This is a genomic window from Aminivibrio sp., assembly GCF_016756745.1.
GTDB lineage: Bacteria > Synergistota > Synergistia > Synergistales > Aminobacteriaceae > Aminivibrio.
The window spans coordinates 1-23593 of record NZ_JAESIH010000013.1 but is presented as its reverse complement, the minus strand read 5'-3'; the positions used below and the strand labels follow the sequence as shown (position 1 = coordinate 23593).

Sequence of the window (23593 nt, the reverse complement as noted above, 5' to 3'; positions counted from 1 at the left end):
CTGCTGAACGAAATGGGATGGCGCGTGGCCGTTATATGGGAATGTGCCTTCAGAAAACACGGCCAGGACTCCAAAGAACACATCATTTCAGAGCTTTCGCTCTTTTTCCGCTCAAAGGATTTGCTTTTTCTGGAAATACCGCCGGCAGCAAAAGCGATGCCAAACCTCGACCCCCCGCAGGAAAAAGAGAATTCCGCGGAAGAAAAAGAACCGATGGCGGAAATACCGAAATAGGGTATAATACCTCCGGCTTTTCTTCCGGAGGACCTTTTTTCGGAACAAGGGCCGATTTTCGAACGGAAGGAGGAATAACGCATGGATTGGGGAAGAGAGCCTGCCGACACCATGGTGGTGGAGAGCAAGAACATCACCCTCAGGGACGTGGTCAATGCTGCGGCCAACGGCTTCGATACAACCGAGGACCTCATGGAGCATCTCGGTCTCGAGGAAGGCGAAGCGGGAACGGAACATCTGCAGCCCATTCTTGACGTGTTTCTTCCGGCCATCGAACGCCTCCGGAGCGGAAGCTGCGGCGGCGGGTGAGCCGGTTGTTCCGGCAGCTGTTAGCTGCTGATCAAAGACGGTAAAAGCCCGGAAACCCCTTTAAAGGGGTTTCCGGGCTTTCTTTTTTCGGTCAGTTCGCACCCCGTTGCCCCGCATTGGGAAGCATGGTCGAAGGACCTCCCCCGGGCAGGTCCAGGCCTAAATCAGGTTTTTCAGGCAGAGGGAGTGTCGCCGGGCATACGGTGAATTCGCCCTCCGCCGGGGGCGAAGAGACTATCCCCTGGGGAGGGCGCCCAAGCGGTCCCCGGTGACACTCCCCGCTGCCTGCGGATTTAGGCCAGGGCTCGAGCATTGCTAAATTTAAAAATACAGGGTTATAATGAATTATGTATGAAGATAGGCGGCCGTTATCCTGAATGAAATGACCATATTTCGGACAAAGGAGGAGCTGTTTTCCCCGGCAGCTTCCGCACCAGGGGAAGTGTCAGGAGCCTCCGAAAAAAGAAGGAGGGACTCGCTGTGAAACTTGACGTCCGGTACGGAGCAAACCCGAACGACTTCAGGCACTACGATACCGACCGGCTGCGGAATGACTTCCTCATCAGCCGCCTGTTCATTCCCGGGGATATCAGGATGATCTACAGCCACATCGACCGCATCATCACCGGCGGAGCCTGTCCGACGGTTCCTCTCTCGCTCGAGTGCGACAGGGAGATAGGGACGGAGTTCTTTCTCCAGCGGCGGGAGATGGGGATCATCAACGTGGGAGCCCCTGGCACGGTCATCGCCGACGGGGAGCGCTTTTACCTCAGAAGGCTTGACGGCCTTTACCTCGGAGCAGGGATCAGGAGCATCATCTTCGAGAGCGGCAGCCACGACGACCACGCCCATTTCTACTTCAGCAGCGTTCCCGCTCATACATCCTACCCCAACTGCGTCATCGACTTTGAAAAGGCAAAAAAGGTCCGCACGGGCGAGCCCGAGAAGGCAAACGTCCGCACCGTCAACCAGTACATCCACCCTGAGGTGTGCGGCACCTGCCAGCTCATGATGGGGCTCACCCAGCTCGAGACCGGCAACGTCTGGAACACCATGCCCTGCCACACCCACGACCGGAGGATGGAGGTGTACTTCTACTTCGACATCCCTCAGGGCGGTGTAACCTTCCACATTTTCGGCCAGCCGGAGGAAACCCGCCACATCGTCGTCCGGAACGAGGAAGCGGTCATCAACCCAAGCTGGTCCGTCCACAGTGCGGCCGGGACGTCCAGCTACAGCTTCATCTGGAGCATGGCGGGGGAGAACCAGAAGTTCACCGACATGGACCACGTTCCCATGTCAGCCATGAAGTAGCCGAAACGAAAAAGCCCGGAAGTCCCCTGCCGGGGATTTCCGGGCTTCTCTTTTTCAAGGTTTCGGGTCACTTCACCCGCATGGAGTTCAGGATCACCGAAATGGAGCTGAAGGCCATGGCCCCCTCGGCAATGACCGGGTGGAGCAGGGCCGCCATGGCCAGGGGAATGGCCACCACGTTGTAGGCGAAGGCCCAGAAGAGGTTCTGCCGGATCACGGTGAAGGTCTTCCGGGAAATGGCCACGGCGTCCGCCAGCCGGGAGATGCCCCCCCTGACGATGACGATATCGGCGCTATCTATGGCAAGATCAGCCCCCGAGCCGACAGCCACACCGATATCGGCGCCCTTGAGGGCTGCGGCGTCGTTCATGCCGTCGCCGGTCATGAGGACCTTGCCTCCCCGGGCCTGGAGCTGCCGCACAAGGTCGAGCTTGCCGTCGGGACGGACCCCTGCGTGGACCTCGCCGATCCCCACCCGGGCCGCCACAGCCCGGGCGGTCTTTTCGTTGTCCCCCGTGGCCATGACGCAGGTGATGCCCATGTCGGACAGGCGCTTCACGCCCTCCACGGCGTCTTCCCGGAGGGGGTCCTCCACGGCGAGAAAACCTGCGAGGGCTCCCCCCCGCCGGACTTCAACCACGGTGCGGCCCAGGGAGAGGTGTTCGTCGTACCGTGACGGATCCACAGGCTTCCCGACGAAGTATTCCACCCCGTCCACCACTCCCCGGACACCTTCTCCGGTGATTTCCTCAACGTCGGAAACGGGGCGCCGCTTATCGGAAGCCGAGGCGATGGCCTTCGCCAGGGGGTGGTTGGAGAAAGTCTCCACGGATGCCGCCGCTGCCAGGTCGTCCGCCGAAAGGTCGGTCTCCGCCACGGAGGGACTTCCCTCGGTGATGGTGCCGGTCTTGTCCAGGACCACCACCGATACGTCCCGGACCGTCTGGATGGCCTCGGCGTTGCGGATGATGAGCCCCTTGCGTGACGCGGCACCCGTGCCGGTGATGAGGGCCATGGGCGTGGCAAGCCCCAGGGCGCAGGGGCATGCGATGACGATGGTGGTGATGAAGGCGAACACCGCCAGGGAAAGGGGGTCCCGCACGGAAGTCACCCATGGGATCCACTGCCCGGCGCCGTCGAGGAAGGAGCCGAACCGCTCCGCACCCCAGTACCAGAAGAAGGCGCTCACCAGCGAAAGAACGGCCACGCCGGGAACGAAGTAGTTGGTCACCCGGTCGGCGAAGGCCTGGATGGGAACCTTGGCCCCCTGGGCCTCCTGGATGAGGGAGACCATCTTCGCCAGGAAGCTGTCCTCTCCCACCCGGGTGGTTCTCATGCGGAAGGGGCCCGTGAGGTTCAGCGACCCGCCGGTGACGTCATCCCCGCTTCCCTTGGCCACGGGGAGGGATTCTCCCGTGATCATGGACTCGTCCACCGACGTGGTTCCCTCCGTCACGGCGCCGTCGGCGGGGATGCGCTCCCCGGGCTTCACCAGGAGCACCATCTCCTCCTTCACGGCCTCGATGGGGATCATGATTTCCCGCCCGTCTGCCTCCAGCACCCTGGCCTCCCTGGCCTGGATGGACAGGAGGGAGCGTATCTCCTTGGACGCCTTGTCCCGGAGATGGGACTCAATGTACCGCCCCGTAAGGTGAAGGGCCATGATCATGGCTCCCACCGTCCCGAAGGAGACCACGGGGAGGCCGAAATAGGCGAGGCCGCTCGTGGCCCATGCCGCCGTCGATCCCGCCACCACGAGAACGTCCATGTTGGCGTGGAGGTGAGTGAGGGCGATCCACGCCCCCTTCAGGGAATCCCTTCCAGCCAGGAAGATCACTACGGCGCCGCCCAGGAACTCCAGGAGGTGGTAGAAGGGAATATGGCGGCCCAGCATGTGAAACGCCATGAGCCCCATGAGAGGGGCCGTCACCAGCCACGACACGGCCACGTTCTTCCGTATCCTCCTGTAGCGGGTCTTCTCCAGGTCCTCGGGCCGCTCGTCCGACACGGAATACCCTGCGTTCTTCACCGCCGTCTCGAGTATTTCCCGGTGAATCTCCCGGTCCGAGACCACAAAAGCCGTCTCCGTGGCCAGGTTCACCGCCGCAAACACCACCCCGTCCACTTTCTTCAGGTACCGCTCCACCGTGCGGGAGCAGGTAGCGCAGGTCATCCCCGTGACGGTGAGGCTCGTCTTGAACTGCTGCTCTTTCGTTTCGTTCATGGCAACCTCCGGAAAAGAAAAGCCCCTTTCCGCGAAGAAAGGGGGTCTGTCGACCTTAGAGCAGATCTGCCTACTGCTTCAGGACGGCGTCATAACCCGCTTCGTCGATGGCGGCCCTGACGGCCTCGCTGTCAGCGGCCTCCACTGTCACGGTCTTCGTCTCCAGCGAAACGTCAAAACCGGAAAACCCCGCTTCCTCGAGAGCCTTGGTGATTCTCATTTTGCAGTGGTCGCAGGACATGTCGGGTACGGAAAACACAAATTTGCTCATAGGATGATCCCTCCTCAGCAATGATGTTCGATAGTATAAACTTTTCCACAGGAAATTATATACCATCATGGATATGCAATGCCAGAAGACGGTGAAAAATTCCTACAAAATAAGTAATCTATGCAGAAAAAAACGGTGGGGAGAGAGAAATCAGGTTGTGAGGCGGCCGTTGTCCAGGCTCCAGGCAGCGGGGAAAAGCCGTTCTGCGAATTCGGGATCATGGCTTACCGCCACGATGGCCTCCCGGCGGGAGAGCATCCACTCCTCGAACCGGGCCTGCCATTCAGGGTCAAAATCCCTGGTGGGCTCATCCAGCAGCAGGAGATCCCCCTCCCTGACGGAAAGAGATGCCACGGCCACCATCCTCCTCTCGGCGGCGTTCAGATCGAGGGGATGTTTCTCCTCCTTCCCTGACAGCCCCGTGACCTCCAGGACCTGCCGCATGCGCTCCATGCGCTCGTCCTGGGAGAGAGGCGACTTCCTTAGGGAGAAGAGGACTTCCCCGGCCACAGTGGAGTGGAAGATCTGCCGTTCGGCGTCCTGGAAGAGAAACCCTATCCGGGCGGCCCGTTCCCCGGGAGCCATGGACCCCACGGGATCTCCCCCCAGCATCACCGCTCCCTTTTCGGGTTCAAGAAGCCCCGCGCACAGGCGCATAAGGGTGGATTTTCCGGCACCGTTCGGTCCCGTGAGGGCAGCCCGCTCTCCCGGGCGGAGGGTCGCATTCACCGACAGGAGGAGAGGAGAGGTTTCCCCCTTCCACCGGAAGGAAAGATCGTCGATGACCAGCACCGGCCGGTCGCCCCTTTGTCCGGGAGAAAGGGAAGAACCTGATGACTGACGCCTGACCGGAACAAGCGGAGAACCGGGGAGAAGGCGGCCGTCCCGGAAATGCCCTGCCGGTGGAAACCACGGTGAAGAGGCGTTCCCCGGCTTCTCGAGGACTACAAGACCCGAGCCCTCCTCCCGGGCCTGCCGGCGGAGAGCGGAAGCGAGTCGGTGCCGGTCGGCGTGATGTATCCGGGAAAAGGCCTCGTCGAGGACCAGCAGTCGAGGGTTCATGGCCAGGGCCGAGGCCAGGGCCAGCTTCTGGGCTTCCCCTCCCGAGAGACACGCCGGGTTCCGGTCTCCAAGGTGGGCGATGCCCGCTAGATCGAGGGCCCGCTCCACCCGGGCCCGGATTTCACCCGGAGGAAGCGCCAGGTTCTCCGGACCGAAGGCCACTTCCTCCCGGACCGTGAAGGTGCATCCTGAGAGGGACAGGAGGGGATTCTGCTGCACGGCCTGCACGTCCGGCGACCAGGCGAGGCAGCTTCTCGATGTCACGTCCTCCCCGAGCACCCGGACGACTCCTGCGATGCGACCACCCCTGTGCTCCGGTACGGCCCCCGAGAGCATGGAGGACAGGGTGGATTTTCCGCTCCCGTTGCCCCCTTCAAGGAATGCAGTGTCTCCCGGCGAAACGGAAAAATCCGGAATCTCCAGGAGGGGTTTTGTTACTCCGGGAACAAGAAAAGCGGCATTGCTCAATGCGGCTATCTTTTCAGGGAAGGCCTGAGGGGCCGGTTCGCTGGAAGGCCGGGCCCCCGTCTTCTCCTTCCCGGCGAGGGATGACCTGCTGGGGAAGAGCCCGAAGCCCTTCATGTCGAGAGCGGCGCTTCTGGCGGGCAGTTCGTTCAGCAGGCCGAGCACCAGGGGAAAGACCAGCGCCGTCAGGGAGGACGCCCGCTCGAAGAAGGTGCCGTGGATCGGGACCCCCCGGGAAAGCTGGGCCTCCCGCACCTGGGCGGCCCTGGTCCGTATCTGCCCGGCCAGCAGCAGGGGACTGGCGAGGAGAAAGGCCCAGGAGGCGGGGAGCCTGCCGGCGAAGAGGGAACGGATCAGAACCGGGGGAGGAACGTATTCAAGCCAGAGCTGGCTCGCCGAGATCACGGAGAGAATGCGGAGCCACAGCCCCAAAGCCCACACAGCCCGGGACGGCTGGGAGCCCCCCAGAAAAAACTGCAGGACACCGCCGTGGATCAGCCAGAAACCGAGGGCCAGGGGGAGCATGAAGAGCGCTACGGCCTTCGACCGGTGCCTCGCCCTCGGCCAGAGGAGGACCGCTCCCGCGGAGAGGACCGCCATGACGGCGGCAAAGGGAAAGGCCGGTAGCCCCATGGAGCCCCCGACCCACACTGCCCAGAGGAGAAAGGACCTGAAGGGGCTGATCTTCCTCACACCCTATCAGGCCACGTTTCCCGCGTCGGGGAAAAGGCTCCGGATCCTCTCGGGAAGCTGCCGCACCACGGCCTGGGCCACGAGGCAGGCCACGATCTTGTCGACGAGGTTGGTCCAGATTACCGTCAGGGCGACGGACCGGAGGAGTTTCTGCCCCACTGCGGTCAGGTAGGCCACGAAGAAGTCCGCCCCCGACCCGGTCACGCCGCCGAACAGGTAGGTCCGGATGGGCGTGGCAACGAGGGTCACGAAAAGGGTAATCACCATGCCGGCGATCACGGCGCCCGCGAGGGTGCGGAACAGCCCCTTCCGGGCCGCGAATCCCGCCACGATGCCGATGACCATGGCTACCGGAGCGAAGGCCGCCGCCACGGGACCGGAAATGACGCCCCACAGCAGGTTGGTGAAGAGCCCCGTGCCCATTCCCACCCACGGCCCCATGAGAAGGGCCGCCAGGACGGTGCCGATGGAATCGAGGAAAATGGGCAGCTTCAGGGTGGAGGCCGCCTGCCCGAGGCCGATGTTCAGTGCTATGCACAGCGCGATAAGTACCAGGGTTCTGTTTTTCATCATTCATTCTCCTCGTTGGTACGGCGGCGGACCGCCAGCTCCATATAGGTTGACGACGGACAGTATTCCCTGGAGAACCGCAGCTCCGGGAGTTCCCCGAGGATGATCTCCATGGTGGTGCGCACAACGCACCCTTCCATCACATGCCCACCGAAAACGTTGCCTTCAGGGTCGGACAGGGAAGCGTGGAGGTGCTCCCCTTCCTCTTCAGCCGTTCCCGAGAGGGAAACAGTTTCAAAACACCCTTCGAGAATCGTTCCGTCCGATTTTCCGGCATACCGGAGGCAGGCCTTGGAAAGGCTGCCCACGGCGGCCGCCACGAAACCTGCCCGGACGCCTTCTGCCCGGACAGCATTCCGGATTCCCTCAAGCAGATCCTCCCCCGGAGAGAGCCTGAATGCAAAAAAACGGCCGGCGGACCCGGCACAGTTCGAATAGGTCATATCGTTCCCCTCCCGGAATATTTTCCGAAATGCATCCCGTGCACAGGAAGGCCCGTCATGTAAAGAACCGCGCCATGATCTCGCCTCCGACATTGATATTTTTGGCATGGTAATTATAACAAGAAAAGAAAAAATGGAAAGGGAGACCTAACCTAAATCCGCAGGCAGTGGGGAGTGTCACCGGGGAACGCTTGGGCGGGGGGTGCAGATTGTCATCCTTGACAACTGCCCAAGCGATCAACACGGCTCCCTGCGTTCGCCGGTTGCCTGCTTGTGAAACCGACATCCGTGTCGGTTTCTCTCCCCCGGGCGCCCTTCCCCAGGGGATAATCTCTTCGCCCCTGGCGGGGCGAATTCACCTTATGCCCGGCGACATTCCCTCTGCCTGAAAAATTTGCGGATTTAGGCCTAAGGAAGCTCTGAAAAAAGAATATTTTGTCCTCACGCGACCCGATAGAATCTGTTTTTTAACAGATTAATCGACAGTATTCAGAGGTTCCTTAGGGTTCCGTCCCCTCCTTCCTGCCGGGAGATAAAATGTCCGTAAATACACTGACACAATATTCGGGGAACTGTTCGAATTCAGGTGACCTCTCCCGCCTTGTACGGTATAATTATTCGGCAAACAGAAAATAAGGGGGCTTTATTCTATGAAATTCCGTCCAGAGGTAAAACCATTTCTTCTCGCTTCGGCAGTGTTCGGAGCGGTTATGTGCCTGCTCTTCCTGCTCTTCGACGTGTCCGCCGGCATGTCCCTGTTCCTGGGGCTGCTGCTGGCCGATCTTTCCGCAGGCTATATGCTCTTTTTCTTCCGGGACCCCGACAGGGCCACTCCGTCCGACCCGGGCCTGGTCGTCGCGGCCGCGAGCGGCAAGATTGCCAAGATCGCCGAAGTCTACGAAAAGGACTACCTGAAGACCGACACCGTACGGATCAGCATCTTCCTCAGCCTGTTCGACGTCCACGTCAACCGCTTCCCCATCGGGGGCTATTCCACGTTCCTCGGCTACTTCCCCGGAAAGAGGCTCTTCACCTTTAACGAAAAATCCTCCGAGGTGAACCAGCACAACACCATCCTGGTCAGGGGAGAAGGAACCTCCTGTCTCATCACGCAGATCGTCGGCCCCGTGTGCCGGAGAGTTGTCTACTGGCTCCGTCCGGACAAGACGGTGCCAGTGAGGAGAGGACAGCGGTTCGGCATGATGAAGTTCGGCTCCCGGCTCGACATGTACTTCCCCAAGGGCGACATCGAAATTCTTGCGAACATCGGCGACCAGGTTTCCGCAGGGCAGACCGTCATCGCCCGGATCATCAAGAAGGAGAACCAGTCATCATGACGAAGGACGATCTCCGGAAGCTCCGGACAATCGCCAACTGGCGCCGGATCATACCTACCCTGGTGACTCTTTCGGCGCTGTTCTTCGGCTTCGCAAGTATCCTTACGACCCTCGAATCCATGCGGCTCGGCGTTCCGGCCCTCCTGGCCCGCTCCGCCCAGTACATCATGCTTGCCCTCATCCTGGACGGACTGGACGGCAACCTCGCCCGGTGGCTCAAGGGCTCCACCGACTTCGGCGCCGAACTCGACACCTTCGTGGACTTTTCGGCCTTCGGGGCTGCCCCGGCAGTACTGATGTACGCCCTGCTGCTCCACGGTCCGAGCCCCTTCTGGAGGACCATCCTGCCCTCCGCCATCGTCTTCTCCGGCGCCCTGCGTCTCTCCAAGTTCCGGCTGAAGGACCCCCTCCGGGGCCAGGGAGGCTTCATCGGCCTTCCCATCACCGTCAACTCGTCCTGGATCGCCCTTTCCGCCTTCGCCGCCCAGATCCTGTATCCGGATGACCATATCCTGGTCACGGGGCCGGTCTCCGTGGTCTTCCAGTTCCTTATCCTCGTCATGATCTCCCTGCAGCTCTCCAACCTCAGGTACCCCAAGCCCTCGAACAAGGTGAGGTACTTCGCCCCGGCGGCCCTGGTGGTTTTCCTGCTGTGGATTCTCAGCGAAACCTACGCCGCGTGGATCGCCTTATTCCTCGTGCTTGGCTGCCTGGCCTACGTCCTCACGGGGCCCATGATCCACAAGCGGTCCGCACTGAAGCGGGCCGAACATTAGTCCAGCCATGAAAGCTGTCGGAGTAGACCTCGGAGGACACAAGATCGCCGCCGCCCTCGTGGAGGACGGCCATATCCTCCGGCGGATCTCTGAACCCACTTCCGGACGGGAACCCGACGGTGTTCTCTCCCAGATCGCCGTCATGGTGAAATCCCTGGGCGCTCAGGCCGACTGCCCCGTCGGCGTGGGCATCCCCGGGGTGCTCGACGCAGCCAGGGAAACGGCCCTTCTCCTTCCCAATTTCTCCGGCTGGAACGGCCTTCCCCTTCGGGAAATGCTCTCCACGAAAATCGGTCTCCCCGTGGCCATGGAAAATGACGCCAACTGCCACGCCCTCGGCGAAGGCTGGAGGGGAGCCGCCGTCGGAATGGACGATTTCCTTCTCCTTGCCCTCGGAACGGGCATTGGAGGAGCCATCGTCACAGGCGGACGGATTCTGAAGGGGTTTCACGGCATGGCGGGAGAGCCGGGACACCTGGTGGTGGGATCCGGCGAACCCTGCGGCTGCGGCTCCCACGGTCACCTCGAGGGGATCAGCGGGGCGGACGCCCTGGAGCGCCAGGCCGTATCCATGGGGCTCCAACCGGACCTGAAGTACCTATGGACCCGCAGGACCGATCCCGCGGTGGCTCCCCTCTGGGACAGGGGACTCGACCACCTTGCCAAGGGTATCGCCTCTGCGGTCCACCTCCTGGATCCCCAGGCCGTCATCCTCGGCGGAGGGTTGAGCAGGGGGGAGGATTTTCTCGCCGTTCTCAGGCCGAGAGTTCTGGACTACCTCGCCGCCCCTTTCCGGAAGACCCTCGATCTCCGCCTGAGCCTCCTCGGGAACGACGCCGCAACCATCGGCGCGGCCGCCCTGACTCGAAGCTGACCTCCCGGCATTCCGTTCCGGTCGCTCCAGGCCCTGTCATGAAGCATCCCGCAGAATTCCGCCTTCCCCGGGACATACTCCAGGCTCCCCCGGTTTCCAGGTATCTCCTCGGCGTCCTTCCCCTGGACGGACGATTCTCCCTTTCGGTAGGCACGGGCAGAATGGCCGCGGCCAGGGCCCTCTCATCCATTCCCCCGCACATCCGATCGGGACGGGCCTGGCTGCCGTCCCTCTGCTGCGCCTCCCTGGCGTCTCCCTTTCTCCGCCTGGGATTCCGGCTTTTCTTCTACTCCGATCCCCAACGGGCGCCCCTTCCGGAGCTGCTGCCGGGGGATGTGTTTCTGTACATTCACTTCTGCGGCTTCCCCAACCGCTCGGTGGAGGAAGCACTCCGTTCCCTGCCGGCGGAAAACAGGCCCGTCATTATTGAAGACTGCGTCCATGCGCTTTTTAGCCGGGGTGTGGGAACCTTCGGCGACTTCACCCTGTACAGCTTCCGGAAATTTCTTCCCGTGCCGGACGGCGGTCTTCTCACCTCCCGGCTGCCCCTCGACGAAAAGCTCGCCCCGCCCCTTGAAAAATTTGTCTCTCTCAAGACGGCGGGGCTGATGACGGGAGAGCCCGCATTTTTCAGGCAGGGAGAGGCTGTGCTCGACAGCGACGACGAGACGCGAGAGCCTTCAGCCATGGGAAGGCTGCTTCTCGACCGGCTTCCATGGGAACACATTCCGGCCGCGCGGCGGAAAAACTATTCATTCCTCGCCGGGCGGCTCGGACTGCCGGTCCTTCAGGTCGGAACCGTGCCGCTGGGAGTTCCCTTCAGGGTGGAAAGCGGAAAGGCAGAACTGGAACGACGACTTCGGGCGGAAGGCTTCGAGCCGCCCCTGTCGTGGGACGCCCCTCCGGACGCTCCTTCGGACGAGGCGGAAAAACTGGTGGTCCTTCCATGCGACGAACGGCTGGAGGAGAAGGACCTGGAAGACTTGGCCGCCGTCTGCAGGAGCAGGCTATAATGGAGCGGGGAACCGACGGTCTTCCAACCGCCAGGCAGGCGAGGAGGTCCGTACCATGCCGGAAATACAGATCGAGGCCTTCTTCTTCGAGGATCCTGTAGGGTACGCCCAGGAGGCCCGGTCATTTCCTTTCTCTGCCCTCAGGCCGATCTTCGGCCAGGAAAAGGCTCCGACCGAGCTGTAATTTCCGATACCTGTTCCGGCCGGGGAAGACTCCTACTTTTTTCCGCCGGAAGGGAGCAGAAGCGACGCCAGGTAGACCGCAGACGCCACCAGGATGATCACCGCTCCCGCGGTGAGGTTGAACCGCACGGCCAGGGCGAGCCCCCCGAGGGAGAAGGCGGTGCTGAGGACACAAGAGACCCCCATCATGGTCCAGAGGGATCTGGAGTATTTTTCCGCCACCGACGGAGGTATGGTAAGCAGGGCGATCACCAGGATGAGCCCCACCACCCGGATAATGAGCACCACCGCCACGGAGATGAGCACCACCACAACGAAGTGGAGCAGCGTCACCGGCACGCCCCTCGTCCGGGCGAAGTCCTCGTCGTAGGAGAAGGCCGCGATTTCGCGGCTCCAGAGCATTCCGACAAACAGGGTCACCGCCAGGAGCCCCGCCATGAGCAGCAGATCCTCCCGGGCCACTGTGAGGATGCTTCCGAAAAGGTAGCTCATGAGGTCAGCCCCGTAGCCGGGAGTGAGGTCGGCGAAGATGATCCCCGCCGCCATCCCGGCGGCCCAGATGACGCCGATGATAGCGTCCGCCCGAGAGGCTTTCCTCAGCATGATCCAGGCCATGAGCAGGGCCAGCGCCAAGGAGAACCCCACGGCACCCAGCCTGGGGGAAATCCCGATGTAGAGGGCGAGGCCCACCCCGCCGTAGGCCGCATGGGCCACCCCCCCGGCGAGGATAACGTACCGCTTCACCACAACCATGGTCCCCAGGATTCCGCACAGACCGCTGCACAGCAGGGCGGCCCAGAGGGCGTTCCGCATGAACTCGAACTGCAGCAGGTCAGTCATGGCTGCACTTCTCACCGTCGTGATCGTGGACGGCCAGCACCCGGTGGGGAATTCCGTGGGCCACAAGCTCCACGGGGCACTTTCCCCAGACCTGTTCCATGGCATCGGGGCCGATTTCCGCCGAATCATGGTAAAACACCTTCCTGTTGACGCAGGCCACGGCGGTGGCATGGGCGGAGACGGCAGACATGTCGTGGCTCACCATCACCACCGTCAGCCGTCCGCAGAGCTCGCCCAGCAGGGTCAGCAGCATGTCCCGGGTCTCCGGGTCAATGCTCGCGAGGGGTTCGTCGAGGAAGAGGATGCCGGGGTCCGAGGCCAGGCCCCTGGCGATGAGCACCCTCTGCCGCTGTCCCTGGGACAGCTCCCCCATGGACCTCCCCGCCAGGGACTCTATTTTCAGGGCCTTCAGCGCCTCCATTGCGACCTCCCGGTCTTTTCTGCCATAGGAAAGCCTTCTTCCCGGAAACCCGAGTCTCCCCTGGAGCACTACCTCCAGGGCGGTGATGGGGAAATCCCTGTTTCGTCCCGTGTCCTGGGGGACGTATCCTGCCACGGAGCGGTCCTCCCCGGGCTTCTTCCCGAAGACGGAGATCGTTCCCGATTCGGGGACGAGCAGGCCCAGGGCGAGCTTCAGCAGCGTTGTCTTGCCCCCCCCGTTGGGGCCGATGATGATCAAAAATTCCCCCTCGGGAACAGAAAAGGTCACGTCCCTGAGAACGGGGTCCGTTCCGTAGGAAAAATTCACTTCCCGGAACGAGAGAGCGTTTTTCGTTTCCGCCATGACATCACGATTCCTTCCCTTTCGCTTTTCGCCGGTACCGGCGCATCCCGGGCCGGTTTCTACTCCCGCCGGCCACCGCCGCAAGTGTACCCCACTTCGGATCCGGTTGAAAGACCTGAAGATGAGGTAAAATGGAGGCGTTTCAATCTTCAAACGAACGGGGGAGATACTATGAAGGCCATTCTCGATGAAGCGCAGGCCATGTCGGGCGAGATCACCGCATGGCGGCGCTCGCTTCACGAAATTCCGGAACTGGGTCTTGAAACGCCGAAAACAGCCGCCTTTATCGTGCAGGAACTGAAAAAAATGGGTGCGGAGGACATTCGGGAAAAAGTGGGAGGGTGGGGCGTAACGGCCCTCGTCAGGGGAGCCCTTCCTGGTAAGACGCTGGCGGTTCGGGCCGACTGCGACGCCCTTCCCATCAAGGAGGAGACGGGACTTCCCTTTGCATCGAAGAACGGTCTCATGCACGCCTGCGGTCACGACGCCCACACCGCCATGGCCCTGGGCGCGGCGAAACTCCTTCTCGCCAGAAAGAACGAGCTTGCCGGCACGGTGAAGTTCATCTTCCAGCCGGCGGAGGAAAACGTCCTCGGAGCGAAGGCCATGATCGACGACGGAGTACTGGAAAACCCGGCTGTAGACGCCCTCATCGGCCTCCACACGGGCTGTCTCTGGAAAGACATCGGCTTCGGCGAGATCGGCGTCAGGTACGGGTCCCTTATGGCGGCGGTGGACCGCTTCATCATCACCTTCAAGGGCAAGGGCGGCCACGGAGCCACACCCCACCTCGCCGTGGACCCGGTCACCATGACGTCCACCGCGGTGCTGGAGCTCCAGACCATCCTCAGCAGGGAGCTTTCACCCCTCGACCCGGCGGTGCTCACCATCGGCCGCATCGAGGGCGGCAGGGCGTTCAACATCATCGCCGAGAGCTGCGTCATCGAGGGAACCGTCCGGACCCTCAGCCCGGCCACCCGGGCCTTCGTGGAGGAGCGGATCCGCACCATAGCCTCCAGGGTCGCCGAGGGAATGCGGGGCGAGGCGGAAGTGAAGTACGAGGCCGGACCTCCCGCCCTGATCAACGACACGGAGTTCACGAAGAAGTTCCAGGCCTTCGCCGCCGGTGTCGCTGGGGCGGACAAGGTGAAGGAAATCTCCGAACCCACCATGGGAGGGGAGGACGTGGCCTTCTTCCTGGAAAAAGTGCCGGGCACATTCTTCGCCCACGGATCGTGCAACCCGGACAAGGGGCAGGTCTACCCCCATCACAACCCGAAATTCGATATCGACGAGGACGCCCTTCCCCTGGGAAGCGCCCTCTTCGCCGGGTTCGCCCTCACCTGGCAGAAGTAGGGAAAAGAGAATAATTCCCGCCCCACGCTTTCGTTCTCAATTGTGCTTTTTGGTATGATATAATAGTGAATGAATTATCATATCAAGTGAGGTGTTGTTCATGTCCAGAATCATGATCGCCCCGGGGAAGTACATCCAGGGCTACGGAGAACTGAAGCGGCTGAAGGATCATATCGGGGCGATGGGAAACAGATTCCTCGTGCTCATCAGCAGTGGAGGGCGCAGGCGCCTTGAGGCCGTCCTCAATGCCGGCTTCGGCGGAAACGAATCCGCCCTCGTGTTCGAAACCTTCAACGGAGAGTGTTCCAGAACCGAAATCGAACGCATCCGGACCGTCTGCCGGGAGAAGAAGTGCGACGCTGTTGTCGGCGTGGGTGGAGGCAAGATCTTGGACACCGCCAAGGCTGCGGCCTACTACGAAAAAACGCCCGTGATCATCGTCCCCACCATCGCGTCCACCGACGCGCCATGCAGCGCCCTGTCGGTGATTTACACGGACGAAGGCGTGTTCAGCGAATACCTCGTCCTGCCGAAGAACCCCGATGCTGTGCTCATGGACACCGAGGTTATCGTCAACGCCCCCGCCCGGCTGCTCGTCGCCGGCATGGGCGACGCCCTGGCCACGTACTTCGAGGCCCGGGCCTGCATTGCCGCCGACAAGACCAACATGCCCGGCGGGCACGCCACAAAGGCTGCCCTCGCCCTGGCGGAACTCTGCTACGACACCCTCCTCGAGGACGGCCTCAAGGCCCTACTCGCCGTGGAAACAGGGAGCTGCACCAAGGCTGTGGAAAACATCGTCGAAGCCAACACCTTCCTCAGCGGGCTCGGCTTCGAAAGCGGCGGACTGGGCGCAGCCCACGCCGTCCACAACGGGTTCACCGTCCTGGAGGAGTGCCACGGGCTCTACCACGGGGAGAAGGTCGCCTTCGGAACGCTGGTGCAGCTCGTCCTCGAGAACGCCCCCGAGGAGGAACTGGAGGAAGTTCTGGGCTTCTGTGCCTCCGTAGGCCTGCCCGTGACCCTCGAGGAAATGGGCGTGAAGGAAGCGGGCCGGGCCCGGATCATGGACGTCGCCAGGGCCGCCTGCGCCCCAGGAGAGACCATCCACAACATGCCCTTCGCCGTCACCCCCGAGGACGTGTGTTCCGCCATCCTCGCCGCCGATGCCCTCGGACGGCACTTCACGGCCTAATCCAGTAAAAAACTGTCCAGGGACTGACCGGCCCTCCCAAAACTTCGGGAGGGCCGGTTTTTCAAAACAGCTTCCCGTTTCTTCGTTCCGTTCAACACATATCGAAAAAAGTTCCTGATCAGCAGTAGAGCCTTCTTTGCACTTTTTTGCTGAAAATCGGTCTTGTCCAAAATAGGTTTTTTGAAAAAACTACATGCCCCCAGTACGGCCCTTGAGATATTCTTCATGCGCCGACAAAAAAATTCCTCAAGCACCGGGGGGGGGGACGCACTCCTGCTAAAGCCCGCGAGTCTGTTCAGTCAATTGTTTTCCGAGATTTTAACGGCAGTGAACTTTGACAACCTGGTCGCCGCATGGGGCGCAGAACGTCATGCCTTCGCGAAGCCCTGGAAAATTCAGGGGCAATTTCAGTTTTCGATTTTATCTGGAGCAGCAGTGAGAAAAAGTGTTAAAAAAGGGGAGCAGCCGCAAAGCCGCTTCCGGACGGCACTTACTCTTTTTTGTAATCCTGCCGGATGGGGTGGAACACGTCGATCATGAAGCTGTCCGTCACGGCGTACACCGCATGGGGCTCTCCCGGCGAGAGGACGAGGACGCATCCTTCGTCGAGCGGGATCTTCTCTCCCTTGACGGAGATCTCCACCTTTCCCGACACCACGTTCACCACCTGCTCGTGGGAGTGGTCATGAAGAGGAAAAACCGCTCCCGCATCCATGTTCCAGTAGGCCACCGTCATGTTCTCCGAGTGAACGAACCTGGCCCTGAGGCCGGGAAGAATTTGTTCCTGTTCCAGCCGGTTCATGTCGACAAGTTTCACGGCCATTCCTCCTTCACACCGAATTTTCGGAATTATTATAGCATACAGGGAAAAGGATTGAAGGGATCTATACCGTCTCCAGCCTAAATCCGCGGCAGCGGGGAGCGTCACCGGCGCTCGCCTGGGCCGCCGCCTGAAGCGAGCCTGTCCACGGGGCGAGGAGCGTCCATCGACAATCGACACAGGCCTCGTGATGCTGTCGTCCGTGCCCGCCGCACCCTGGGTATTCTCCCGGGGCAGTTTCTCCGGTGCGAAGCCGGGAATGTCCTCGCAGGCGCCGGAAAAACCGCCCATGTCGGAAGGACAGGAGATCCCAGGACCACATCATCAGGGGCGGGCCGGCCAGAAGATCCTCGAGACGCGCCTGTTTCGCTCCCTCTCGGTGACGTCCTCGGCCCACAAGAGGCAGGATGTCCGGTTTCCCTCGCCGGGGCGAAAAAGCCCCGGATCCCTCCAAACGGACAGGCGTCCGGTATTCTTCCCTCCCGGCAACCGCGTACACCAAGACTGAGCCGGCCTCTCAAGAGGCCGGCTCAGTCTTGGTGTACGCGAAAGACTATTTCGATTCGCGGATCAGCTTGTTCAGTTCTTTGATAAGAGGCTGCATGTCAGCGGAGGAAGCCCGTCTTCCCAGAGCGTTCTCGGCGGTAATGGACTTTCCCCAATAGTCTTTGTTTGTCTGTTCGCTCACTCCGACGGAAGCTCCCTTGAGAGAAACTCCGGCGAACAATCCCTTTGTCATGGAATAGCTGTAAATCGACGCGTCAAACTTATAGTCGGTTCCAAGCTCCCCCCTCCGTCCCACGGGGCCTGCGGCCACGGCGATATCGCCTCCGAGAGTCACGTTGTTCTCCATAAATCCTTTAAAACCGTCGTCGTTGGTGATTACAAGAACCAGAGATATGGACTGGGCGCCTATCTGCAGCCCGTAGGAAACACCCGTCACCGAGGCGAAGGAAGGTCCGTACCAATTTCCGGTATTGTTGTCGCGGCGGAGCACCAGTCCTTCACCGTATTGGGCTCCGAACACAAAAGCCGCTTTGAGAACGGACGGGAAAATCGCCACGCCCCTGGCCTGCTGGAGCAGGTCACCCATTGTTCCCGCATCCTCCTGCGCAGACATCTCACGCAGGATTGTCACCGAGTCCTGTATCAGCCCTTTCGGTGCGGCGGCGAAAGCCTTGCCCGCTGAACCTGCCCAGAAAATCAGCACGAAAGAAAAAACGGTCGCCAAAAACATCCTTGTGTTGCGTTTCATCATTGAAACCCCCATTCGTTGTTAGTCTCTTTACATGTTCATTATTATACCACAACATAGTATAAAATAATAAAAATTTTTTATTTTGGGTATTTTAAATCAAGGCTTGCCGCGAGCCTTTTAACCAAGTCAGAGATCGGCGGGAACACCTCCAAAGCGTCGGATTGCAGAAGAAAAAAACACTGGTGCCGCAGGATAACTATAAATAAGTATTAAATATACAAATCATGCTACTAATTATTATATATACAAGAAATTATTTTTGTGCTATAGTGTAGTTCTGAAATATAGGAATATTTCAAATTGATGAAAGAAGAGGTGATACCATGAAAAAGGTCACAAAACACTCGATGTACGGGGTGGTTTTAGCGGCGGCGATCATCGGTTTACTTTCCTCCACTCCGGCTCAGGCATGGCAGGGAGCGCAAAAATGGGTTTTTGGCGCGGAAACGAGCGTTTCCGGCTCCCCCCTCGTCGTAGGAGACGTTCTTCTTATAGGGGACAACAACGGGAAACTGTACGCTCTCGACAAGAATTCGGGCAAGGCGCTGTGGTCTTTCAATACTGGGGCTTCAATCAAAGGTCGGCCCGCAGTCATCGAAAAAAACGTCTATTTCGGCGGTACGAACGGAACTTTTTTCGCTCTGGATGTGAACACCGGGACCGAACGCTGGCGCTACAGTCCGGCGGAAGTCAACACTCCGGGAGGATCATGGTCATCCCCGGCGGCAGGCGATGGGCGCGTCTATTTTAACAGCGTCGACGGCAAAGTGTATGCCCTCAGCGGAAGCACGGGGAATCTTCTCTGGAACTACGACACGGGCAGGGGGCTCCGCTCCGCTCCGGCGTACAGCGACGGCCTTGTTTTCATCGGAGCGTACGAAGGCGTCTTCCACGCCCTGAACGCGAAAACCGGCCACAGAGAGTGGGGCGGCGGAAGCGGCGGCGCAATAGGTTCAGCCGCGGCGGTATCTGATGGAGTGGTGTACTTCGGCAGTTGGGACGGCACGCTTCAAGCCGTGCTCATCAAGGGAGTTGTTCCCCAGTGGAAATTTGACGCGGGCGAATCCATAACAACATCCGCGGCAGCAGCCGGAGGGCGGCTTTTCTTCGGCACGATCAACGGAAAGATGATCGCTCTCGATAAAGCCTCAGGGACCAGGATATGGGAGTTCGCCGTTCCGGGGGGCATTCACTCCACACCGGCGGTGCACGAAGGGATCGTTTTCTTTGGAAGCGACGGAGGCACTTTTTACGGCCTTGACGCCGCAAGCGGACGGGAAGTATGGAAGTTCAAATCGGACAGGGAGATTATGTCGGATCCTGTAGTTGCGGACGGCGTGCTCTATTTCGGCGGTTTTGACGGAAAAGTCTACGCATTCGAATAGAATCCGTCCTGTTCGGCTGCATAGCCATATTCTCAGCAAATACCTGAAACAACCGCAACAAAGCGAAAAAAGGAGCTGGAAGATTTGAGAAAAAATTATATTCACATCATGGTGGGTTCGGTTCTATTCCTTCTGCTGACGGCGTCGTTCGGATGGGCCGCCATGGGAGAGGTGCAGAACTTTACATTTCACGGGATAGGACCGGAAGATGTCCTCGGTCCGGGTGAAAACGCCACCCCCGACGGCAAGCCGGATGCATCGTTTTCCCTCAATCTGTCGGGAATCGGAGGGGCTCTTTCCGGCATCTCTCTGCAGTCTGAAAACGGCGGTTCATCATGGGATACGGTTGCAGGCAACGGCATCCCCGGAATGCAGGTCAAGGAAAGCGGCGGCAAAGTGATAGCGGAGAGCGGCGGAGGAATGTCCCTGACGCCGTTCCTTATGGGAATGGGAATTACGTTCATTGTCCCTGACGACGGATCGATCGCCGGGGGTGGGAAATTCACCGTCACGGCGCGGTTTGTGGACGGTTCCGAAAGCCATTCCACAATTTCGATTCCCGGCACCGCAAAAGCGGTTTCCCCGACAGCCGGCGATGTTGAAATTGTGTACGCCCGAATGACGGGAAAAGGAACGAGAGACCTCACGGGGCGCAACAAGAGGCTTCGCGGCGACGGCACCGCTGATTACGGAATCCAGGCTGTCCTCCAGGGTACGGGAACCCTCACGGGAGTGACCGTACGCAGTATCGAAGGGAAATCGGCGCAATGGGACACCTTTACGAACAGCAATTCATGGCTTGTGGTTGTCATGCAGTCCGACAAAGTGCTGAACAAGCCCGACGGGAGCATGGATATGCAGCTTCGAGGAAAATCTGTTCTCGATCTGCTGGTAACGGACAACGGCGCCATTGCGAACGGAAAATCCCGTTTTGAAGTCAGTTTCACATTCTCGGATGGAGCCGTTGCTGCACGAGTTGTGGAAACGGAAGGCCCAAGTTCTTCGGAAGGGACTTTTTCAGGATCGGCGGTTCTCAGCGGCTCCGGAACGCGAGATCTGGCAGGTAAGAACGAACACAGGAGGGGCAGCGGCACGAACGACTGGAAGGTGGATCTCAAGGTAAACACTCCGGGTACTCTGAACGGGATGAAAATCGAAAACACCTCCGGTTCCGCCGGACACTGGGACACGATCCCCGGAAACGGGCGATGGCTCATCGTGGCTACAGAACCGAACGGCAACATCCTGAACCGGTCCGACGGATCAGTCCTGATCGCCATTTCCAGGGAAACCGAACTCGGACTGTGGATAGAGGACAACGGCTCTCTGGGCGACCGCGACGTCGTTTCGCGCATAACGCTTATGTATGACGACGGAAGAACGCTTTCAAAAGAAATCGTCTGCCGGATCGGGACGGATCGCCCGGATCGTCCGGATCGGGGAAAGAGGCAGGACGGCAGGAGAGAAGTGAGCTTCTCCGGCCCCAGACAGGCGTCCAGCAGCGATTACGTCGGCGCCCGCGAGCGCATCGGACCGGACGGCAGTTTTGACTGGCTCTTCGAGTTTCAGATCACGGGAAAGGGACAAGTGGAAGCGATCATGGTTGAAAGCATCGGCACTTCTTCCGGTGTATGGGACACCGTTCCCGGAAACGGCAACTGGGCTCTCGGCGTGGTTCTTCCCGGAAAAGGGGGCAAGGGGCTGTTGAACAACTACGACGGATCCGTATCTTTCGAGGTTCCTCCCAACCACAACCTCCAGGTCTTTTTAGAGGACAACGGCAGCCTCCGCCAGGGCGCGTCGAACTTCAGGATCTCCGTGACATGGAGCGACGGCACCGTGACGACAGCAACAAGCTAGCAGCGAAAAAGGGGGGATGGAGAGGAAATGCTCTTCTTCCCCCCTTTGAAAAACGGAAAAGGAACCCGGCGTTTTGGTAAATTTTTGAAACGAGATCCGAATATTCTGCGTGACGTGTTTTTTCCCATATTCGGCCAACAGAATGTCTCGCCCGGGGAAGACGGGGTTTTTCAGAGGTTCCTTAACACATTAATCGATATTATTCAGAGGTTCTTAAATCAGAATGTCCTTAACAAATCAGTCTCAAACAGCTACGCAAAGCCCTGGAAATTCAGGGTGTCATTTCAGTTTTCGACCTATTTCGGACAGCAGTGGAATCTCCATAAAGATACTTCTTCAAAAATCCTCCCAGTAAAAACCTACCACACTAGTTAGAATAAATTGCTATTAATTTAATAAAACACATTTAATATATTATTCTTGACTTTATTTTTCAAATAGTATATAATCATTTTCTCGGTAGAGGATCTGGAACCGATGATCGACATATGCGGTCGAGGGAAGTCGTGTTATCCAGTGAAAGTGTCGTCCGTTTTCAACGGAAAGGAGGGGAAAGAATATGTTAGAAACAGTTGCTGTTGTGCTGATTGTTCTTTGGATTCTGGGTATGGTCTCATCCACCACCATGGGCGGACTGATACATGTCCTCCTTGTAATAGCAGCAGTGGTGATTCTGATTCGGGTGATTCAAGGCCGGAGGGTCTTATAGAACCGCTCGAACGCACCCGTACGAACGATGATTCTGAGGTTCAGGTTTTGAACCATAATCGAAGGTTTTTTCCTAAGGAGGAAGTATAATGGGTATAATGAGAATTTTAGCAATACTGTTGATCATAGCAGGCGTTCTTGGATTGGCCTACGGAGGTTTCACCTACACGCAGGCAACTCATGAGGCCCAGTTGGGACCGATCGGCCTGTCGGTGGACGAGAATCATATGATCTCCATCCCGATTTGGGTCAGCATTACGTCGATTGCTGTCGGCGGCGTGGCTCTGTTCTTCGGAGGAAAACTGATCTGATCCGCTTCTTTGCGGAAGGCAAATTTCTGTGAGACAGGTCCGGAGGTAAATGAATCACATAGGGAGATGGTTGGTGTGAGTACAAAAGAAGCATATAAAATTAAGATCGAGGCAGAACTGGAACTGGCCAAGGCCCAATTGAACCAACTGAAGGCTCGGGCAAAGATTTCTTCGGCTGATGCGGCTATCGAATTCTCCAAGGAGATTCAGGATCTTGAAAAGAACTTGAGCAATACGAAGACCAAGTTAAAGGACCTGGCCGCCGCTGACGATACCGTCTGGACGGATTTCAAAGAGGGTGCGGACCACGCCTGGAGCGCTTTGAAAACTTCCGTCAGCAATGCCGCCGCCAAGTTTCAAAAGTAAGAAAAAAGGAAAACCCCGGCCGGCCCCTCCTCGGGGGGCTTGCCGAGGTTTTTTCCGGATCTCTCTTGTCATTGCCGCATAGGTCCGGATTACGGAAAAAAGGCTGGATGTGATTCCGTGCTGTTTTCAGGCATTGTCGAATAGTATTCCGGCCCGGGTGTGTTCCTTCGTTTGTTGGAGATTAGGAGATTAGGAGATTAGGAGAATGATCATAATCCCGGTGCATCGGCTGTCCGGTCAGGGCGGCTCTGTTTCAGGAGTATCGGGAAAATCTGGAAAGGACTTGAGAAGCGACAAGAGGAGATGGCGCAATGTATGCAATTACAAAGGAAGCCTATAGACGTAAAATACAGGCTCAATTGGGTTTTGCGCACGCACTGTTTAAGTTAAAGGAATTGAAGAAGAAGAACGCACATTCGGCTGCCGAGAGTCCCAAGGAAATAAGCGATCTTGAAAAGAAAATCGAAGAGACGAGAAAACGCCTGAACGAGCTTTTCGAAGCTGGAGACGAGGCCTGGGAGAATATCGACGACGTATCCGAGGAATTATGGACCGAGTTGAAGACTGCCGTGAACAACGCTGTTCTCAAAATTGGAAAATAAATGAAAACCTCGATAATCACCCTTCAGGGTCCTTTGTCGAGGTTTTTTCAACAAAAGGAATCCCTGGAGCGCTGCGGAAAATCAGGGCGGGCGGCAAATCCCGGCCTTTGAAGACAGGTTCCCGAGAAAAAAAGCGTCCCCCGCGGGGGACGCTTTTTTATTCGCTTCTACCGCAGCATCGTTCAGATCAGGGCTTGATAAGCACAGGATCATTTACGACTCCGAAATGCCGGAACAGGCCCTCCCTTACCACCTGCACCTGCACGGGCTTGACCACTTCGCCGATCTCGTCGAAGCCGCCTATGATGCCGGTGAGACCGTTATAGTCCTTCACGGCGGC

Annotated in this window: 25 protein-coding genes; 16 read left to right on the top strand and 9 right to left on the bottom strand. The window is 59.0% G+C overall.

The window, feature by feature from the left end:
• The 3 genes from JMJ95_RS00855 to kduI form a co-directional block, all read left to right on the top strand.
• A partial coding sequence (locus tag JMJ95_RS00855) for a hypothetical protein (protein ID WP_290681256.1) occupies positions 1–234 on the top strand: 234 nt, incomplete at its 5' end.
• An 81-nt stretch (positions 235–315) separates the two neighbouring features.
• Positions 316–543, top strand: coding sequence for a hypothetical protein (locus JMJ95_RS00850; protein WP_290681253.1), 228 nt, complete (start codon positions 316–318; stop codon positions 541–543).
• A gap of 480 nt (positions 544–1023) precedes the next feature.
• Positions 1024–1857, top strand: coding sequence for a 5-dehydro-4-deoxy-D-glucuronate isomerase (kduI, locus tag JMJ95_RS00845; protein ID WP_290681251.1), 834 nt, complete (start codon positions 1024–1026; stop codon positions 1855–1857).
• Positions 1858–1924: 67 nt separating this feature from the next.
• Here kduI and JMJ95_RS00840 read toward each other — a convergent pair whose 3' ends face one another.
• The 5 genes from JMJ95_RS00840 to JMJ95_RS00820 all read right to left on the bottom strand — a co-directional run bounded on the left by JMJ95_RS00840 (position 1925) and on the right by JMJ95_RS00820 (position 7585).
• Positions 1925–4081 carry a cation-translocating P-type ATPase gene (locus tag JMJ95_RS00840; protein WP_290681249.1) on the bottom strand — a complete coding sequence of 719 codons (2157 nt, stop codon included), beginning with the start codon at positions 4079–4081 and terminating at the stop codon, positions 1925–1927.
• Between the two features lie 70 nt (positions 4082–4151).
• Complete coding sequence (locus JMJ95_RS00835; RefSeq protein ID WP_290681246.1) at positions 4152–4352, bottom strand: heavy-metal-associated domain-containing protein; 201 nt, start codon at positions 4350–4352, stop codon at positions 4152–4154.
• Between the two features lie 150 nt (positions 4353–4502).
• Positions 4503–6572 carry an ATP-binding cassette domain-containing protein gene (locus JMJ95_RS00830; RefSeq protein ID WP_290681244.1) on the bottom strand — a complete coding sequence of 690 codons (2070 nt, stop codon included), beginning with the start codon at positions 6570–6572 and terminating at the stop codon, positions 4503–4505.
• A gap of 6 nt (positions 6573–6578) precedes the next feature.
• Complete coding sequence (locus JMJ95_RS00825) at positions 6579–7145, bottom strand: ECF transporter S component (protein WP_290681241.1); 567 nt, start codon at positions 7143–7145, stop codon at positions 6579–6581.
• Positions 7142–7585 (bottom strand): PPC domain-containing DNA-binding protein, encoded by a 444-nt coding sequence (locus JMJ95_RS00820; RefSeq protein ID WP_290681238.1) that lies wholly within the window; start codon positions 7583–7585, stop codon positions 7142–7144. Before JMJ95_RS00820 ends, JMJ95_RS00825 begins: the two co-directional genes overlap by 4 nt.
• A 650-nt stretch (positions 7586–8235) precedes the next feature.
• Here JMJ95_RS00820 and JMJ95_RS00815 point away from each other — a divergent pair.
• Genes JMJ95_RS00815 through JMJ95_RS00795 form a run of 5 tightly spaced genes read left to right on the top strand, consistent with a single transcriptional unit; the run spans position 8236 to position 11769 of the window.
• Positions 8236–8922 (top strand): phosphatidylserine decarboxylase, encoded by a 687-nt coding sequence (locus JMJ95_RS00815; RefSeq protein ID WP_290681236.1) that lies wholly within the window; start codon positions 8236–8238, stop codon positions 8920–8922.
• Entirely contained in the window at positions 8919–9698 is a 780-nt protein-coding gene (locus JMJ95_RS00810) for a CDP-alcohol phosphatidyltransferase family protein (RefSeq protein ID WP_290681232.1), read from the top strand. The genes JMJ95_RS00815 and JMJ95_RS00810 overlap by 4 nt, the downstream gene beginning before the upstream one ends.
• A gap of 7 nt (positions 9699–9705) precedes the next feature.
• On the top strand, positions 9706–10572 hold the full coding sequence (locus JMJ95_RS00805) for an ROK family protein (protein WP_290681229.1): 867 nt from the start codon (positions 9706–9708) through the stop codon (positions 10570–10572).
• A gap of 38 nt (positions 10573–10610) precedes the next feature.
• On the top strand, positions 10611–11585 hold the full coding sequence (locus JMJ95_RS00800; protein ID WP_290681226.1) for a hypothetical protein: 975 nt from the start codon (positions 10611–10613) through the stop codon (positions 11583–11585).
• Positions 11586–11640: 55 nt separating this feature from the next.
• Positions 11641–11769 carry a hypothetical protein gene (locus JMJ95_RS00795; RefSeq protein WP_290681223.1) on the top strand — a complete coding sequence of 43 codons (129 nt, stop codon included), beginning with the start codon at positions 11641–11643 and terminating at the stop codon, positions 11767–11769.
• 32 nt (positions 11770–11801) lie between these two features.
• Here JMJ95_RS00795 and JMJ95_RS00790 read toward each other — a convergent pair whose 3' ends face one another.
• Together JMJ95_RS00790 and JMJ95_RS00785 are read right to left on the bottom strand one after the other, a co-directional pair.
• Complete coding sequence (locus tag JMJ95_RS00790; protein WP_290681220.1) at positions 11802–12608, bottom strand: metal ABC transporter permease; 807 nt, start codon at positions 12606–12608, stop codon at positions 11802–11804.
• Complete coding sequence (locus JMJ95_RS00785; RefSeq protein WP_290681217.1) at positions 12601–13392, bottom strand: ABC transporter ATP-binding protein; 792 nt, start codon at positions 13390–13392, stop codon at positions 12601–12603. The genes JMJ95_RS00790 and JMJ95_RS00785 overlap by 8 nt, the downstream gene beginning before the upstream one ends.
• Positions 13393–13563: 171 nt before the next feature.
• Between JMJ95_RS00785 and JMJ95_RS00780 the strand changes: the two genes are divergently transcribed.
• Complete coding sequence (locus JMJ95_RS00780; RefSeq protein WP_290681214.1) at positions 13564–14748, top strand: M20 family metallopeptidase; 1185 nt, start codon at positions 13564–13566, stop codon at positions 14746–14748.
• 100 nt (positions 14749–14848) lie between these two features.
• The gene (locus JMJ95_RS00775; protein WP_290681211.1) at positions 14849–15943 is read left to right on the top strand and encodes a glycerol dehydrogenase; all 1095 of its coding nucleotides are present in this window, start codon (positions 14849–14851) and stop codon (positions 15941–15943) included.
• 490 nt (positions 15944–16433) lie between these two features.
• Here JMJ95_RS00775 and JMJ95_RS00770 read toward each other — a convergent pair whose 3' ends face one another.
• Entirely contained in the window at positions 16434–16760 is a 327-nt protein-coding gene (locus JMJ95_RS00770; RefSeq protein WP_290681208.1) for a cupin domain-containing protein, read from the bottom strand.
• A gap of 556 nt (positions 16761–17316) precedes the next feature.
• Complete coding sequence (locus tag JMJ95_RS00765) at positions 17317–17856, bottom strand: lipid-binding SYLF domain-containing protein (protein WP_290681205.1); 540 nt, start codon at positions 17854–17856, stop codon at positions 17317–17319.
• 488 nt (positions 17857–18344) lie between these two features.
• Here JMJ95_RS00765 and JMJ95_RS00760 point away from each other — a divergent pair, with 488 nt between their 5' ends.
• The 6 genes from JMJ95_RS00760 (at position 18345) to JMJ95_RS00735 (ending at position 23253) form a co-directional block, all read left to right on the top strand.
• A complete protein-coding gene (locus tag JMJ95_RS00760; protein WP_290681202.1) occupies positions 18345–19406 on the top strand; it encodes a PQQ-binding-like beta-propeller repeat protein in 1062 nt (353 codons plus the stop codon).
• An 84-nt stretch (positions 19407–19490) separates the two neighbouring features.
• Complete coding sequence (locus JMJ95_RS00755; RefSeq protein WP_290681199.1) at positions 19491–21266, top strand: hypothetical protein; 1776 nt, start codon at positions 19491–19493, stop codon at positions 21264–21266.
• 559 nt (positions 21267–21825) lie between these two features.
• Positions 21826–21975 (top strand): lmo0937 family membrane protein, encoded by a 150-nt coding sequence (locus tag JMJ95_RS00750; protein ID WP_290681197.1) that lies wholly within the window; start codon positions 21826–21828, stop codon positions 21973–21975.
• 88 nt (positions 21976–22063) lie between these two features.
• The gene (locus JMJ95_RS00745) at positions 22064–22285 is read left to right on the top strand and encodes a hypothetical protein (protein ID WP_290681194.1); all 222 of its coding nucleotides are present in this window, start codon (positions 22064–22066) and stop codon (positions 22283–22285) included.
• A 75-nt stretch (positions 22286–22360) separates the two neighbouring features.
• A complete protein-coding gene (locus JMJ95_RS00740) occupies positions 22361–22651 on the top strand; it encodes a hypothetical protein (protein WP_290681191.1) in 291 nt (96 codons plus the stop codon).
• Between the two features lie 311 nt (positions 22652–22962).
• Positions 22963–23253 (top strand): hypothetical protein, encoded by a 291-nt coding sequence (locus tag JMJ95_RS00735; RefSeq protein ID WP_290681188.1) that lies wholly within the window; start codon positions 22963–22965, stop codon positions 23251–23253.
• Positions 23254–23593: the final 340 nt, after the last annotated feature.

What these genes read in the sequence shown, in the direction of transcription:
- JMJ95_RS00850 (WP_290681253.1), top strand. Translation starts at nt 316, where the DNA reads ATGGATTGGGGAAGAGAGCCTGCCGACACCATGGTGGTGGAGAGCAAG.
- JMJ95_RS00840 (WP_290681249.1), bottom strand. Translation starts at nt 4,081, where the DNA reads ATGAACGAAACGAAAGAGCAGCAGTTCAAGACGAGCCTCACCGTCACG.
- JMJ95_RS00835 (WP_290681246.1), bottom strand. Translation starts at nt 4,352, where the DNA reads ATGAGCAAATTTGTGTTTTCCGTACCCGACATGTCCTGCGACCACTGC.
- JMJ95_RS00825 (WP_290681241.1), bottom strand. Translation starts at nt 7,145, where the DNA reads ATGATGAAAAACAGAACCCTGGTACTTATCGCGCTGTGCATAGCACTG.
- JMJ95_RS00820 (WP_290681238.1), bottom strand. Translation starts at nt 7,585, where the DNA reads ATGACCTATTCGAACTGTGCCGGGTCCGCCGGCCGTTTTTTTGCATTC.
- JMJ95_RS00815 (WP_290681236.1), top strand. Translation starts at nt 8,236, where the DNA reads ATGAAATTCCGTCCAGAGGTAAAACCATTTCTTCTCGCTTCGGCAGTG.
- JMJ95_RS00810 (WP_290681232.1), top strand. Translation starts at nt 8,919, where the DNA reads ATGACGAAGGACGATCTCCGGAAGCTCCGGACAATCGCCAACTGGCGC.
- JMJ95_RS00805 (WP_290681229.1), top strand. Translation starts at nt 9,706, where the DNA reads ATGAAAGCTGTCGGAGTAGACCTCGGAGGACACAAGATCGCCGCCGCC.
- JMJ95_RS00800 (WP_290681226.1), top strand. Translation starts at nt 10,611, where the DNA reads ATGAAGCATCCCGCAGAATTCCGCCTTCCCCGGGACATACTCCAGGCT.
- JMJ95_RS00795 (WP_290681223.1), top strand. Translation starts at nt 11,641, where the DNA reads ATGCCGGAAATACAGATCGAGGCCTTCTTCTTCGAGGATCCTGTAGGG.
- JMJ95_RS00790 (WP_290681220.1), bottom strand. Translation starts at nt 12,608, where the DNA reads ATGACTGACCTGCTGCAGTTCGAGTTCATGCGGAACGCCCTCTGGGCC.
- JMJ95_RS00785 (WP_290681217.1), bottom strand. Translation starts at nt 13,392, where the DNA reads ATGGCGGAAACGAAAAACGCTCTCTCGTTCCGGGAAGTGAATTTTTCC.
- JMJ95_RS00780 (WP_290681214.1), top strand. Translation starts at nt 13,564, where the DNA reads ATGAAGGCCATTCTCGATGAAGCGCAGGCCATGTCGGGCGAGATCACC.
- JMJ95_RS00775 (WP_290681211.1), top strand. Translation starts at nt 14,849, where the DNA reads ATGTCCAGAATCATGATCGCCCCGGGGAAGTACATCCAGGGCTACGGA.
- JMJ95_RS00765 (WP_290681205.1), bottom strand. Translation starts at nt 17,856, where the DNA reads ATGGGTGACCTGCTCCAGCAGGCCAGGGGCGTGGCGATTTTCCCGTCC.
- JMJ95_RS00760 (WP_290681202.1), top strand. Translation starts at nt 18,345, where the DNA reads ATGAAAAAGGTCACAAAACACTCGATGTACGGGGTGGTTTTAGCGGCG.
- JMJ95_RS00750 (WP_290681197.1), top strand. Translation starts at nt 21,826, where the DNA reads ATGTTAGAAACAGTTGCTGTTGTGCTGATTGTTCTTTGGATTCTGGGT.
- JMJ95_RS00745 (WP_290681194.1), top strand. Translation starts at nt 22,064, where the DNA reads ATGGGTATAATGAGAATTTTAGCAATACTGTTGATCATAGCAGGCGTT.
- JMJ95_RS00735 (WP_290681188.1), top strand. Translation starts at nt 22,963, where the DNA reads ATGTATGCAATTACAAAGGAAGCCTATAGACGTAAAATACAGGCTCAA.